Here is a 14,895-nt window from a genome sequence, read left to right as displayed (position 1 = left end):
ACCCCGTCCAGGACCTGACAGGAACCCCCGGCTTCCCTAGCAACTGAATTGGGGTTCAACTCGATAATGGCGCAGGCGAAGAACACAGGGGAGGGTCCGCCATGCCCATCAACTTCAACATCTTCTTCAACCGCGCGCGGCACAGAGAGGCCCCGGCTCCCGCGCCGGCGCCGGCTCCCGCGCCAGCTCCAGCCCCCGCGGCGCCCCAGGGCGCGAGCGCGGGGGCGGCCCAAGACAGCTTCCAGCCGGCCGCCGCGGCGAACCCGCAGATGCCCCAGCTCACCCCGCCGGAGCCTTCGTGGTCGACGCTGGTCTCCTCCCAGGGTCAGCCCGCACCCACGAACGAGGCGGCCCAGGCCCAGGTAACGCAGGGCTGGGCGCCCGAGAAGGCCGCTGTCGCGCAGAGCTCCCTCGAGGGGGGCTGCGGCGAGGCGAGCCTGGCCTTCGTCAACAAGGCGAGCTGCGGGGACGCGGCCCCCCGCACCGAGAAGCAGGAGCTCAAAGAGGTCCGCAACAACGCCACGACCGTCAACATGTTCGGCCTCGGGGGCGACGACCTGGCGGTCAACCTGGATGACGGCGTCACCGCGCAGGAGATGGGCGCGCTGCTGGGCAGCCTGGGCATCGACATCACGAAGGGCGCGAGCATCGCCGACCCCAAGGTCGTCAGCGGGGCGCTGCAGTCCGGTCAGCTCGTCATGGCGATGGTGGACTCCAACACCCTCCTCAATTCAGCCCTGGCTCCTGGGGAGAAGTTGAGGGAGCCCGGCGGGCTGCACTGGGTGACCATTGACGGCTTCAACTCCGGTGGGACGGCGGACCCCTCGGATGACAAGTACCGCGTGAAGGACCCCGTCCACGGCGAGTACTGGGTGTCCGCGAAGGACCTCCAGCAGGCCACCGCGAGGGGCCACCAGCAGCATGGCAGCGGCGGCATCCTCGTGCTGGACAAGCGGCAGGAGGCCGACACGCAGCAGGAGCGGAATGCGCTGGTGCGCCAGAACCTCAACGACGCGGTCGCGCTCGGCAATAACGGCGGACACGGCAGCCGGCGCTTCAGCGTCAGCGAGTCCAGCTAGGCGCCCTACTCCTTCTCCATGTCGCGGTCCCAGAGCTGGACGCGGGTGTTCGCGTCCTGCAGGCGCCGCGTCAGCTCGGCCGCAATCGCCACCGAGCGGTGCTTGCCGCCCGTGCACCCCAGCGCCACCGTGAGGTACGCCTTCCCCTCCTTCTGGTAGCGCGGGAAGAGGAAGCGGCAGAGGTCCACCACCTTGTCGAGGAACTGCTGTGTCTCCTCGCGGTCCAGCACGTACGCGGCCACCTTCGGCACCTTGCCCGTCAGCCCCTTCAGCTCCGGGATGAAGTACGGGTTGGGCAAAAAGCGCACGTCCAGCACCAGGTCCGCCTGCGGCGGCACCCCGTACCGGTAGCCGAACGACATGATGGACAGGCTGGGCCCCGCCGCCGGCTCCGGGCTGAAGCGCGCCTGCACCATGCGCTTCAAGTCATGGACGTTCAGCGCGGACGAGTCGATGACCTGGTCGGCCAGCTCGCGCAAGTCACGCAGCTCCTGGCGCTCCAGCAGGATGCCCTCGGCGACGGAGCCATTGGGCGCCAGCGGGTGGCGGCGGCGCGTCTCGCTGAAGCGGCGCATGAGGCTGTCATCGCTGGAGTCCAGGAAGAGGACCTCCACCTGATGGCCGGCGCGGCGGACCTCGTCCAGCATGTGCGGGGCGTCCTTGAGGAAGACGCCTTCCCGCACGTCCACCACCAGCGCCATGCGCTCCGTGTTGCCGCCACCCGCCAGCTCCATCAGCTTGGGCAGCAGCACCACCGGCAGGTTGTCGATGCAGAAGAACCCCGCATCCTCCAGCGCCCGGATGGCCGTGGACTTTCCGGAGCCGGACATGCCGGTGATGACGACGACTTGCTTCGCGGGCGCGGTCACTCGACCTCTTCTCCCAAGGTACGGCGCATCGCCCCTTCGGCGATGGCACGGTTGAGCCGCTCGGCGAACTCACGCGCCGAGTGGTGACCCTGCTGCTTCAGCAGCTGGTTGCGGGCGGCCACCTCGATGATGGTCGCCATGTTACGGCCGGGACGCACGGGTACCACCGACAGCGGGATGTCCACCCCGACAATCTGCAGGTGCTTGTCGTCCACGCCCAGCCGGTCGTACTCCTGCTGCGGGTCCCATTCCTGCAATTCGATGACCAATTCAATCTTCTTCTGGTCACGGACCGCGGCAACCCCGAACAGGTCCTTGATGTTGATGATGCCGAGGCCGCGGATTTCCATGTGGTGCTTGATGACGGGATTGCCGGCCCCGTAGACGGCGCCCTTGCGGCGGATGACGTCCACGATGTCGTCCGCCACCAGCCGGTGGGCGCGCATCACCAGGTCCAGGGCAATCTCGCTCTTGCCGATGCCGCTCTTGCCCAGCAGCAGGATGCCCACGCCGAACACGTCCATCAGCACCCCGTGCAGGCTGCTGGACTCGGTGAGCGCCTCGTCCAGGAAGGTCTGCACGCGCATGATGAACTCGCTGGACAGCAGCGGCGTCTTCATCAGCGCCAGGCCCCCCTTCTCACACGCGGAGACGAGGGCCGGGGGAATCTCCAGGTCCTTGGTCACCACCACGCACGCCAGGTCCTCCTCCCCGAAGAGCTTGGCGAGCGACTCCCGCTGCTTCTCCTCCGGCAACGTGCCCAGGTAGGAGATTTCGGTGTTGCCGAACACCTGCACCCGGTGGGGGTGGAGGTGCTCGGTGAAGCCCGCCAGCGCCAGGCCCGGCTTCTGGATGCGCGACGAGGCGACCGTGCGCGACAGGCCGGCCGAACCGGCGACCAGCGTCAGGCGCAGGTCGTAGTCGCGGTCGTCCAGGAGCTGGGAAATGCGGATGGATTTCATCGTCAGGACGTGGATATCACCGGAGCGCCCTTTTGAGGTGTCCTGAGACAGTGCCCCCCGTCCCGCCACCCACTCCCACCTCCGATGCCTCACCCGGTGCCCCCACGGGCGACATCTCCGAGGGCCTCCTCGGCAGGGCCCTGCTGGCCGCCGTCGTCGTGGCCGGAGCCGCCTTCCGAGTTCATTGGGCCCTCAACGATGAGGGGATTTACTGGCCGGACGAGGTGTACCAGAGCCTGGAGCCGGCCCACCGGCTCGTCTTCGGCTACGGGCTGAAGGCCTGGGAGTTCATCGAGGGGGCGCGCAACTGGGCGCTCCCCGGGCTGGTGGCGGGGGTGATGGGGCTCGTCCGCCTGCTCGGCGGCACGGACCCGTCCGTCTACCTGGACGTCACCAAGGCCTTCTTCGCCCTGCTGGGCGCGGCGTGTGCCTGGGGGAGCTGGCGGCTGGCGCGGGCGTACGGCGCGTCCGAGCCAGCGGCGGCGGCGGGCGCGGCCCTCTTCGCCCTGGCGGCGGTGCCCATCTACTTCGCGCCCCGGGCGCTGAGTGAGAATGCGTCCGCGCTCCCGGTGGTGCTGGGGCTGGCGCTGGCCCTGCCCCGGGGAGGCTCGCGGCGGGCGGTGCTGGCGGGGGCGAGCCTGCTGGGGCTGGCGGTGCTGCTGCGCCTGCAGAACGGCGTCTTCTGCGTGGGCCTGCTGGCGGTGCTCGCGGCGCAGCGGCGGTGGCGCGTGGCGGGCGAGGCCCTGGCCGTGCTCGCCGGGTGGGCCTTCGTCTACGGCCTGCTGGACCGGCTGACGTGGGGCGGCTGGTTCCACTCGGCGCGCGTCTACCTGGAGTTCAACGTCCTGAAGGACGGGGCGTCCGCCTGGGGCACCGCGCCCTTCAGCTACTACGGCCGCGTCCTCTTCCAGGGCATGCCGGCCGTCACCTTCGTCACCGGCGTGCTGGCGCTGCTGGCCGTGCGCAGGGCTCCGGGCCTGCTGGCCGTCACCCTCCTCTTCTTCGCGCTGCACGCGCTCCAGCCGCACAAGGAGCTGCGCTTCCTGGTGCCCGCCCTGCCCCTGTTCGCCGCGCTCGCGGGCGTGGGCCTGGACTCGCTGCTGGCGGGCTGGAGCCCCCGGAGCGTGCGCGCCGGGGCGGCGCTGGGCGTGGTGGCCGTGGCGGCGCTGTCCGGGCTGCGCGCGGGGCGCCTCACCTTCGGGGACGTGGGCCAGTACGAGGACTCGCGTCCCCAGGCCAGCGCCTGGGACGACGCGGGGGACGTCAACCGGCTGCTGCTGGCGGCCAGCCGCCTCGACGACCTGTGCGGGCTGAAAATCGAGGTGGTGCACCTGGCGTGGACGGGGGGCTACAGTTACCTCCACCAGCCGGTGCCGCTGTACCCGCCCAACGGGCCGCCCCGGGGCTCCGGCCTCTTCAGCCACGTCATCACCCTTCCCGGGTACGCCCCCGGCGAGGTGGTGGCCGAGTCCGGGCCGGTGGTGCTGTCGCGCCTGCGCGAGGGCTGCGTGCCGGACGCGGGCTACACGTGGCGGCTCCCCTGAGCCGACGGAAGCCCATCGAGGCCATTCCCCACGAGCCCGCGCGTTGCTAAGCCGCAAGTCATGTCCGACTGCCTCTTCTGCAAGATTCGCGACGGCCGCATCCCGGCCACCATCGTGTACCGCGATGAGCTGTGCGTGGCCTTCGAGGATATCTACCCCCAGGCGCCCACCCACGTGCTGTTCATCCCGCTCAAGCACATCCCCACGGTGAACGACATCACCGCGGAGGACCGGGAGATGGTGGGCCACCTCTTCACCGCCGCCGCCAAGGTGGCGAAGGAGCGCGGCCACGCCGACAACGGCTACCGCGTGGTGATGAATACCCAGCGCGACGCCGGACAGACGGTGTTCCACATCCACCTGCACCTGCTGGCGGGCCGGCCCCTCATGTGGCCGCCGGGCTGAGCGCCGGCTCCGACACTCTTGTAACCGTCTCGCCCGGCTCCCCAGCGGCCGACCGGCCGGGCGCTACGGTGTGATGCACCGGGCCAATCCTCCGCCTCGCGGGTGTTAGCCTGGGGTCGTCCGTCCGCAACGCCATGCCCTTCAGCTCACAGTCCTCGCCCCGCAACCGCCGTGCCTACACAGTGCTGTCCCTGCTGCTCGCGGGGGTGGCGGGAGCGGTGAACGCGACGGGGTTCGTGGCGCTCGGCCTCCACACGTCGCACATGTCCGGGAACATGGCCATGCTGGGCGAGTCGCTCGCGGCCGGAAACTGGCGCATGGCCACCCTGGGGGCGCAGGTGCTGCTGTCCTTCCTGCTGGGCGCCGTGTCCGCGTCGGCGCTGCTGGAGGCGTCACGCCACCGCCCCCGCGGCCGGCACGCGCCGGCGCTGCTGGTGGAGGCGTGCATCCTGGGGGCCATCGGCGCCTGGCTCACGTCCACCCCCAACACGCGCGAGCCCACGCTCATGTGGGCCCTGTCCTTCGCCATGGGGCTCCAGAACGCGCTCGTCACCCGCGTGTCCGGCGCGGTGGTGCGCACCACGCACATCACCGGCGTCATCACCGACATCGGCATCCAGTTGGTGCAGATGTTCGCCTGGGTGCGCGACGGCGCCCGGGGCGACGGCGTCCTGGGCGTGCTGCGGCAGATTCGCGCGCTGCCCTCCGCCATCGAGTTCGAGCGCACCCGGCTGCACCTGGGACTGGCCACCGCCTTCCTCTTCGGGTGCACCACCGGCCCGATGCTGTACATCCAGTACGGCCCGGCCACGCTGGGACTGCCGTGCGCGATGCTGGTGCTGCTGGTGGCGCTGGACCTGAGCCCCGCCGCCCGGCCCGAGCCGGGCACCTCGCCGCGCGCCTGAGTCACTCCGGCGCGGGCTGGGACACGGGCACCGGGCCGGGGGGGCCGGAGGACGCCGCCACGTCCATGACGCTCTCGGCCGGGCCGCCGCGGCGGAGCACCCGCAGCAGGCTGCTCTGCTCGTCCGTCCACGTGAAGTCCGGCTCGCCGCGCAGGCCCAGGCGGCGCACGCGCGCGACAGTGCCCTTGAAGGTGGGGCCCCAGGAGAACTCGCGGTCCGGGCTCAGCAGCATCCAGTTGCTGCGCAACGCATCGCCCTGCGTCTCGTGGAAGACGAAGGTGGCGTGCAGGCCCAGCGCCCGCGCGTGCGTCAGCGTCACCGGCACCAGGTCCAGGTGCACGTTGCTGATGTGCAGCGCCATGACTCCGTGCGGCGCCAGGTGCTTCCGGTAGAGCGCCACCGCCTCCTGGGTGAGCAGGTGCACGGGGATGGCGTCCGAGGAGAAGGTGTCCAGCACCAGCACGTCGAAGCCCTGGGGCTCGCCCCGCTCCAGCTCACGCTCCAGGGAGATGCGCGCGTCGCCCTCCACCACCTCCACCTTCGCGGCCGTGTCGCCCAGGTAGGTGAAGAAGCCGCCCTCGCCGCGCGCCAGGGAGATGACGGCCGGGTTGATTTCATAGAAGCGGCCGGAGTCCTCCGCCTCGAGGAGCGCCGCGCTCGTGCCCACGCCCAGCCCGAGCACCCCCACGCGCAGGCCCGGAGGCAGGCCCACGGCCTCGCGCAGCCGGCGCTGCTCGGCGATGGCGAGGCCCAGGCCGGACTCGCGCGTGAAGTAGGTGGTGGGCCGCGCGCGGCGCTCGGGGGCGACGTACTGCCAGCCGTGGGTGATGGCGCCGTGCCGCAGGCTGTAGAAGTGCTCCTGGGGGTCGCGCTCGTTCTGCTCCATCACCCGCACCACGCCGAAGAAGTTGCGGGCGCTGAAGAGCGCGCGGCCGTGCTCGCGCCACACGGTGAACACCAGGTTCCCCGCGACGATGAGGAGCATGGACCCGCGCAGCACGCGCCGCATGCGCAGGCTCCGCGTCTCCTCCGGCGGCTGGCGCGCCATGCCCACCAGCGACACGAGGCAGCAGATGCCCAGGGCCAGCGGGTACTCCCAATACGTGCGGAAGAGCGCCGTGGCCCCCACGCTGACGAAGAGCCCGCCAAGCACCCCACCCGCGGACACCCACAGGTAGAAGGCGCTCAGGTGGCGCGGCGCCGGACGCAGCCGGTACAGCTCGCCGTGGCACACCATGCAGCCCGCGAAGAGGGCCGTCGCGTACGAGATGAGCTGCAAGGCGAGCGGCGCGTGCGGCCCGGCCGTCTGCACGTGCGCCACCCCCGCCCCCGAGCCGATGAGCAGCACCGAGCACAGGGCGCGCGAGTAGAAGGACTCGCGGGCGAAGGCGAGGATGAAGGTGACGAGGTAGAGGGCCAGCGGCATCACCCAGAGGAACGGGCCCGCCGCCACGTCCTGCGAGAGCTGGTTCGTCGTCGCCAGCAGCAGCACCGACGCGCATGCGCTCAGCCCCAGCCACGTCAACGTGCCGCGGACGTCCGGACGGGACTCCGCTTCCGGCGTGCCCATGACGAGGTCCTCACGCGCGGCGGGGCCCGGCCCGGCGGCGGAGGGAGGAGAGCCCGCCCCCTGCCCCGGAAGCCCGGCCTCCAGCGACGAGGCGGCGTGGCCGGCCGTGCCCACCGGCGCGCCGCTGCCCGGAATGGAGGTTCCGTTCCGCGGCACGTCCTCCGTGCCCACCGGGGCGCCGCCGCCCGGAATGGAGGTTCCGTTCCGCGGCACGTCCTCCGTGCCCACCGGGGCGCCGCCGCCCGGAATGGAGGCTCCATTCCGCAGCACGTCCACCGCGCACACCGCGCACGCCACCGCGAAGACGACGAAGCCCGCGCCCCAGCCCCACGCCTGCGCGCCACGGCCCACCCACGGCTCCACCAGGAACGGGTAGCCGAGCAGCGCCAGCAGCGAGCCCACGTTGCTCAGCGCGTAGAGCGGGTACGGCGAGCGGCCCGGCCGCACGCGCGCGAACCACGACTGCAACAGCGGCCCGGTGGTGCTCAGCACGAAGAACGGCAGGCCGATGGTGGCCGCCAGCATCGCCAGGAGCCGGAGCACCGGCAGGTCCGTCCCCACCGGCCGCCACCCCGGCCCCGGCGCCACCGGAGAGCCCTCCCACAGCGTGCGCACGCCCAGCACCGCCACCGCCACCGCCAGCAGGCCCAGGTGCACCCGGGCCTGCGTGCGCGGCGCGAGCCTGGACGCCAGCCCGTGCGCGTACGCATAGCCGCCCAGCAGCGCCACCTGGAAGAAGAGCATGCACGCCGTCCACACCCCGGGCGTGCCTCCGTACCACGGCAGCGCATAGCGCCCCGCCAGTGGCTGAACACCGAAGAGCAGGAAGGCGCTGGTGAAGATGGCCAGGGCGTAGCGGGACATGGTCTTGGACGAGGGCCGGGAGGCGGGTGGGAGTGGGCCGGACTACAGGGCGGGCGCGGCGGCCCGGGGCCCGCTCCGGGACAGCAGGGCCCGGGCACCCACGGTGAAGAGGGACAGCGCCAGCGCCAGCAGCACCACCGCCACCACGCCGTTGACCCGCGTCGCCGCGGCCGCGTTCGGAAGCAGCGCCTCGCGCACCAGCAGCACCAGGCTGGAGAGCGTCACGGTCCCCACGAAGAGCATGGGCACCAGCGCGTAGATGAACGGCCGGTTCGTGTGCTTCAGCCACACGCAGATGCCCAGCAGCGAGAGCGACGCCAGGAGCTGGTTGGACGTGCCGAACAGCGTCCAGAAGGAGCGCCACGCCCCGCCGCCCGCCAGCAGGACGAAGGCCAGCGGCACGCCGCACGTGACGGCCGTGCCCACCACCGCGGAGAGCTGCCCCTTCCGGTTCGACAGCTCCTGCAGGATGTAGCGCCCCAGCCGCGTGGACACGTCCAGCGTGTCGAACACGAAGGTGGAGAACGCCATCGCGCCGAAGGTCGTGGCGATGACCAGGTACTCCTTCCCCAGCACCGTGACGATGAAGCGTCCCAGGCCGGCGCCATACACCGCGCCCGGCGCCTTGCCCGCCAGCTCGCCCCTGGTGGCAATCATCACCGTGGACAGCGCGATGAGGGCCACGAAGCCCTCCAGCAGCATGGCCCCGTAGCCCACCGGCTTGCAGTGGGGCTCCTTGTCTATCTGCTTCGACGTGGTGCCCGAGCACACCAGCCCGTGGAAGCCCGAGCACGCCCCGCAGGCGATGGTGACGAAGAGGAACGGGAAGAGCGAGCCGACGGCCCCGGGCACCTGGAAGCCGGAGAAGGCCGGCTGCTGGATGGACACCTCGCCGGTGAGCCCACCGTAGAAGATGCCCACCACGCCCACCGCCAGCGCCGCGTAGAGGACGAAGCCGCCCAGGTAGCCGCGCGGCTGCAACAGCACCCAGACGGGCGTGAGCGACGCCACGAAGCAGTAGATGAGGATGAGCACCGACCAGCTCTTCGCGTCCATCACCAGCAGCGTGGAGAAGCGCGTGCCCAGCCACACCACGCCCAGGGTGCCCGGCACGAAGATGAGGGTCTGCAGCCACAGCGGCGGCTTGAGGAAGCGGTCCACCAGCCCCATCACCACCGCCAGCAGCAGGTACGCGATGGAGGCGAAGGCCACGGCGCCGCCGGGGTTGAAGCGGAAGGTGAGCCCCTCCAGCTCCGCGTCGCCGCTGACGAAGGTGGCGGCGGTGGCGTCCGTGAAGGCGACGATGACGTAGACGAGCGCCACCCAGATGAAGGCCAGCATGGCCAGGCCCGCCGTGGGCCCCAGGTGGTTGCGCACCACCTCGGCGATGGACACGGCGCCGTGCCGCACGCTCGCCACCAGCGTGGCGAAGTCATGCATGGCGCCGATGAACACCGAGCCCACCGCAATCCACAGCAGCGCCGGCAGCCAGCCGAACTGCTGCGCCGCGAGGATGGGGCCGGCGATGGGGCCCGCCGCGGCGATGGCGCTGAAGTGCTGCCCCAACAGGTAGAAGGGCTTCGTCGGCACGAAGTCCACGCCGTCCTGCTTCGTGTGCGCGGGCGTGGCCGCCGCTCCGTCCAGCCGGAACTGCCGCGCGATGAAGCCGCCATAGAAGCGGTAGCCGAAGGCCAGTACCACCAGGAAGCCGCCGGCAAGCAGGGGAAGGCTCATACCCAGAGGGTTTCCCGCCCTCCCACCTCTTGTCAAAACCCCGACTTCCCGGCGCAGCGGGCCGGCGGGCGGGCGCCCGGTGGACCCGGTGCCCATGGCCCCCCTTCGCGTCCCTACCTTTGTCGGTAGGCGGGGCGGCTTTGGGCACCTCGCGTCAACGTGCGGGGGCCCGGGGGGCGAAGAGGCGCGCCCCGGAAGGCGCGAGCGCCGTCTCCATGGGCAGGCCGTAGAGGGCCTCCAGCGCGCCACGCTCCAGCACGGTGCCGGCCGGGCCCCGCGCGAGCACCTTCCCGTCGCGCAGCAGCAGCACGTGGGTGGCGAAGGCCGCGGCGAGGTTGACGTCGTGCAGCACCGCCACCGCGCCCAGCCCCGCGTCCACGCGGGCGCGCACCCGGTCGAGCGTGCCCACCTGGTGGGCCACGTCGAGGAAGGCGGTGGGCTCGTCCAGCAGCAGCAGCTCGGGCTCCTGCACCAGGCCCCGGGCCAGCAGCAACATGCGCCGCTCGCCGCCGGAGAGCGCCTCGCCGGGCCGGTCCGCCAGGTACGCGACGCCCAGCTCCTCCAGCACCGCGCGCGCCAGCGCCGCGTCCTTCGCGGACGGCAGGCCCCACAGCCCCAGGTGCGGGCTGCGGCCCATCAGCACCAGCTCCAGCCCGCTGAAGCCCTCCGCCGGCTCGAAGTTCTGCGGCACCCACGCCAGCTTCCGCGCCAGCGCGCGAGGCTCCCACTCCGCGCGGGCCCTGCCGAACAGCCGCACCTCGCCACGCGACCAGGGCACCACCCCGAGCACCGCGCGCAGCAGCGTGCTCTTCCCCGTGCCGTTGGGCCCGAGCACCGCCCACAGCTCCCCGGGGCGCACCTCACAGTCCACGCCGTGCAGGATGGGACGCGGTCCGTAGCCCGCGACCAGGGCCCGGGTGACGAGCAGCGGCTCCACGGAACTACTCCAGTTCCAGCTTCTTGAAGTCCAGGTCCGCCCGCATCTCCCTCACCCTCCGCAGCGTGTCCTCGTCGTTGACGTCGCCGGCCGCCTCCACCTCGCCCTTGAGGCCCGGGTACCGCGTGCAGATGAGGCCCAGGGGGAGGCAGGAGTGCTTCGCCTTCAGCCGCTGGTAGAGCGCGCTGGTGTCACGCCACTCCCGCTGGAGCTGTGTGAGTCCCTTCCCGGTCTCCGCGGCCATGCGAGGCGCGGTACGCACCTTCTTCGGCGGAGACGGCCGCTTCGCCGTGGCCGCGGCCTTCTGCGACGCCGGTGACTGTGACTCGAGCGGCGCGAGGAGGTCCTCGTCCTCCGCGTCCGCATCGCTCTCCGCGGCCGGCGCCGGCTCGGGGGCCGGGGCCTTCAGGCCGGCGGGCGCGGCGGCAGCGGGCGCGGCGGCCAGCCTGGCACCGCCCCCCTCATCCGCCGCCACGGCCGGCACGACCTGGGCCCGGCCGGCGGACGCTGCCTCGGCGGCTTCGGGAGGCGCGGCCTCCGCCGTGTCGGCGCGAGCCACGGTGGACGAGGCGGGTCCTCCGGTGGCGCCACTGCCGCCCAGGGACGGCTTGCGTGCGGGAGAGCCCAGGGGGCGATCCGGAAGCGGGCCCTCGGACACCTCCTCCAGCCCCATGGACACGCGCAGCCCGGGGCTGAGCGCGAGCATCAGCACGGCGGCCAGCAGGACCAGCACCAGGCCGATGACCATCCACACCGGCCCCAGCCGCCGGGACTGGGCGGGCATCGCCGTGCGGCGGGTGTTGTCGCCGGCGCGGCGCGTGGGCGCCTCCGCGCCCGGGCGGGTGGGAATGGGCGTGCGGCGCGTCTCCTCGTGCGGCGTGAGGGACACACGGACGTCGTCGTCCTCGTCGTCGTCGGCTCGGGCGGGGGGCGCGGCGCGGAGCGCGGGAACGGAGCCCGTGCGGCGGGGAGCGCCCTGCTGCGCGGGAAGTCCGGCCGAGGAGCTGCGGGCGCGGCGGGATGCGCCCCTGGGCCGGCCCGGTGACGACTTCTCCTCCGGCTCGCCGGTCGTGCCCTCCACGTCGCGCAGGAGCGCCTCGTCCAGCACCACGCGGGGCTGCGTGTCGTCGTGACGGTGGACCACGCGTGGGTCCGTATCACCGTCCCGCACGATGCGCGGGTCCGTGTCGCCGTCGCGCAGGGCGCGGGGCTGCGTGTCCTCGGTCCGCTCGCTCCGGGAGGGCCGGGAGAAGCGCGGGTGCGTGTCCGCGTCCCCGGGCCGGGGTGACTCCTCGGCGTGGCCCATCTCCTCGGGCGTGACGACGGGCAGCTCCGGCTCTTCCAGGCGCCCTTCGCCGGGAGCGGAGGACTCCCAGCCGGCGTCATTTCCGGACTCGGCGACGCCGGGCACCACGTCCTGCTCGGCGGAGGGCACGGAGGGAGCGCCACGCGCCGGCGTGGAGCCTGGAGGAGGCGGCGGCGCCACCATGGGCATCGCCATCAGTGAGGCGGTACGCGGCGGCGTCGCGCCCGAGGGAGGCGGGACGACGGCGGGCATCATCACCGCCCCCGTGCGCGGCGCAGTCCCGGAGGCCAGCTGCGCCGTGGACGTGGGTGCGGAAGGCGGCACCGGGGCGGCGCCCATCGCCGGACGCGCCGGGCCGCCAGGGGGAGCGACGGCGGGTGGCGGCACCGGAGCGACGGGTGCCCCCACGCGCGGGCCCGAACCGGAGGCCGGAGCGGGAGGTGGCTGGGGACGAGGTGGCTGCGCGGCCTGGGGCGCCCCCACCGCGGGGAACGCGGACGCCACGGGCGGCACGGCGGGGCGCGGCGGCGTGGCGGGAGGAAGTGGAATCGCGTCGGCGCGAATCGGCTGCGTGACGGCGGGAGACACATCCGGCGAATGCGGAATCCCGGCGGGCCGTAGCGGCTGCGAGGTGGCCGGAGTCGCGGCGGGCGAAGGCGGAATCGCGGCGGCGCGCAGTGCCTGCGAGGAGGATGGAGACCCCGCGGGCGAGGGCGGAATCGCCGCGGCGCGCAGTGCCTGCGAGGAGGATGGAGACCCCGCGGGCGATGGCGGAATCGCCGCGGCGCGCAGTGCCTGCGAGGAGGATGGAGACCCCGCGGGCGATGGCGGAATCGCGGCGGCCCGCAGCGGCTGCGAAGCGCTGGGTGGCGGAGGCGCGGAGGGCGGCGGAATCGCCGCGGCCCGCAGTGCCTGCGAAGCGCTGGGCGGCGGAGGCGCGGAAGGAGGCGGAATCGCGGCGGCCCGCAGCGGCTGCGAGGCACTGGGCGGCGGAGGCGGAATCGCGGCGGCCCGCAGCGGCTGCGAAGCGCTGGGCGGCGGAGGCGGAATCGCGGCGGCCCGCAGCGGCTGCGAAGCGCTGGGCGGCGGAGGCGGAGCGGAGGGAAGCGGCGCGGCCCTGGGGTCCGTCGACTCGGCCGATGAGGCGGCGGGCGACTCGGGCCCGTCGTCCCAGGGCATCTCCGGTGCCGGAGGCGCCGTCCTGGGCTGGACGGCGGGCAGGGCCAGCTCGGTGGGGCGGAGGTCGGGAGGCGTGGGCCTCGGCTCCGGCGCGGGGGGGAGGGCCTCCGGCGGCAGCGCCGCCATCGGCACCTCGCGCGTCAGCGAGGCCGGACGGAGCGCGGGCTCCGGGATGGCCGGGCGGAGCGCGGGCTCGGCCGGACGGTCATAGGCCTCCGGCCGCACCTCCACCGAGGACGCGCTCTCCGTGCCCTGCGGCGGCTGGCGGGCGGCGCGGGCGCGGGCCTCCTCCTCCAGCGCCTCGATGGGGATGGCGGGCCGGGTGGACTCGTCCACCATGACGCCGGGGCGCGTCTCGCCGTCGCTCACCGGGCCGCCGCCCTCACGGCTGCGCGGGGTGGGATGGAAGGAAAGCGCCTCCACCGGCCCATCCAGGCGGATGGTCTTCGGCGGCAGCATGGCCGGCATCGTCGGACGCGGAGCCGGCCCTCCCTCCTCCGGCGACGCCTCGGCCGCGGCCATGCGCGGCACCTCCTTGAGGCTCGCCAGCAGCCGGCGCTCGGACTGGAAGTCCGCGGCGAACAGCTCGCGCATGAAGCGGCTGACGCTCTCCGGACCCGCGCTCGGGTCGATTTCCATCAGGCACGCCTGGAGGCGTCCGCGGAACTCCTCCGCCGTCTGGAAGCGCTGCGACGGGTCCACCGCCAGCGCCCGGGCCACCAGCGCCGTCACCGCGCGCGGGGTGAGCGGCTCCACCTCGTCCAGCGGCGGAATCCTCGGGTTCGCCACCACGGACATCAGCTCGCCGGGGTGGATGCTGTCGAAGGGGTTCTTCCCGCTGATGAGTTCGTAGAGGCACAGCCCCACGGCGTACAGGTCGCTGCGGCGGTCCACCGGCTGGTGGCGCGCCTGCTCCGGCGACATGTAGAGGAACTTGCCGAGGATGATGCTCGGGTTCGTCTTCGCCGCCGACAGCCGGCTCTTCGCGAGCCCGAAGTCGATGACCTTCACCTCCCCCTCGTAGGAGATGAGGATGTTCTGCGGCGAGATGTCCCGGTGGACGAGCTTCAGGTCCTCCCCGTCGTCATCCTTCTTGCGGTGCGCGTAGGCCAGCGCGTCCAGCACCCGGCCCATGATGTAGAGGATGAAGGTGAGCGGCAGCGGCACCTGCCTGTCCCGCACCCGCGCCGCCACCTTGCGCAGGTCCTTGCCGTCCACGTGCTCGAGGGCCATGTAGGCGTCGCCCTCGTGCAGCCCCATGTCCAGCACCTGGGCGATGGAGCCGTGGCTGAGCCGGACGAGCGTGCGCGCCTCGCCCACGAAGCGCTCGACGAACTCCGTGTCCGCCGCGAGCTGCGGGAGGATTTTCTTGATGACGCACAGCTTTTCGAAGCCCTGCGCACCCTCCAGCCGCGCCAGGTAGATTTCCCCCATGCCGCCCGTCGCCAGGTGCGACAGGAGCGTGTACCGGCCAAACGGCTGGGGCCGGAAGGGGCGCAGCCGCGCGGGTTGGGTCGAGGCGTTCATGCGGTGTGGGGAGG

The 14,895-nt window shown here is 72.8% G+C and carries 10 protein-coding genes; 4 read left to right on the top strand and 6 right to left on the bottom strand.

The annotated features are described in order from the left end of the window. Positions 1–101: 101 nt before the first annotated feature. Positions 102–1,079, top strand: coding sequence for a hypothetical protein (locus tag K8638_RS06820; protein ID WP_223753605.1), 978 nt, complete (start codon positions 102–104; stop codon positions 1,077–1,079). Between the two features lie 5 nt (positions 1,080–1,084). Here K8638_RS06820 and rapZ read toward each other — a convergent pair whose 3' ends face one another. Then, the gene (gene rapZ / locus K8638_RS06815) at positions 1,085–1,948 is read right to left on the bottom strand and encodes an RNase adapter RapZ (RefSeq protein ID WP_223753604.1); all 864 of its coding nucleotides are present in this window, start codon (positions 1,946–1,948) and stop codon (positions 1,085–1,087) included. Beyond that, complete coding sequence (hprK, locus tag K8638_RS06810) at positions 1,945–2,910, bottom strand: HPr(Ser) kinase/phosphatase (protein WP_223753603.1); 966 nt, start codon at positions 2,908–2,910, stop codon at positions 1,945–1,947. The genes rapZ and hprK overlap by 4 nt, the downstream gene beginning before the upstream one ends. A gap of 50 nt (positions 2,911–2,960) precedes the next feature. Between hprK and K8638_RS06805 the strand changes: the two genes are divergently transcribed. The 3 genes from K8638_RS06805 (at position 2,961) to K8638_RS06795 (ending at position 5,764) form a co-directional block, all read left to right on the top strand. After that, positions 2,961–4,454, top strand: a complete 1,494-nt coding sequence (locus K8638_RS06805) for a hypothetical protein (RefSeq protein WP_223753602.1) — start codon at positions 2,961–2,963, stop codon at positions 4,452–4,454. 60 nt (positions 4,455–4,514) lie between these two features. Next, on the top strand, positions 4,515–4,859 hold the full coding sequence (locus tag K8638_RS06800; RefSeq protein WP_223753601.1) for a histidine triad nucleotide-binding protein: 345 nt from the start codon (positions 4,515–4,517) through the stop codon (positions 4,857–4,859). 134 nt (positions 4,860–4,993) lie between these two features. Further along, complete coding sequence (locus K8638_RS06795) at positions 4,994–5,764, top strand: YoaK family protein (RefSeq protein WP_223753600.1); 771 nt, start codon at positions 4,994–4,996, stop codon at positions 5,762–5,764. Position 5,765: 1 nt separating this feature from the next. Here K8638_RS06795 and K8638_RS06790 read toward each other — a convergent pair whose 3' ends face one another. The 4 genes from K8638_RS06790 to K8638_RS06775 form a co-directional block, all read right to left on the bottom strand. Next, positions 5,766–8,198, bottom strand: coding sequence for a fused MFS/spermidine synthase (locus K8638_RS06790; RefSeq protein ID WP_223753599.1), 2,433 nt, complete (start codon positions 8,196–8,198; stop codon positions 5,766–5,768). Positions 8,199–8,240: 42 nt separating this feature from the next. Beyond that, the gene (locus K8638_RS06785) at positions 8,241–9,932 is read right to left on the bottom strand and encodes a carbon starvation protein A (protein WP_223753598.1); all 1,692 of its coding nucleotides are present in this window, start codon (positions 9,930–9,932) and stop codon (positions 8,241–8,243) included. 154 nt (positions 9,933–10,086) lie between these two features. Continuing rightward, positions 10,087–10,869, bottom strand: coding sequence for an ABC transporter ATP-binding protein (locus K8638_RS06780; RefSeq protein WP_223753597.1), 783 nt, complete (start codon positions 10,867–10,869; stop codon positions 10,087–10,089). Positions 10,870–10,873: 4 nt separating this feature from the next. Further along, positions 10,874–14,881, bottom strand: coding sequence for a serine/threonine-protein kinase (locus K8638_RS06775; protein ID WP_223753596.1), 4,008 nt, complete (start codon positions 14,879–14,881; stop codon positions 10,874–10,876). Positions 14,882–14,895 lie beyond the last annotated feature (14 nt).

The sequence above is a fragment of the Myxococcus sp. RHSTA-1-4 genome (assembly GCF_020037125.1).
In the GTDB taxonomy this organism is placed as follows: Bacteria; Myxococcota; Myxococcia; order Myxococcales; family Myxococcaceae; genus Myxococcus.
Note: the sequence above shows the minus strand (reverse complement) of the source record. Positions and strands in the feature narration are given on the sequence as shown.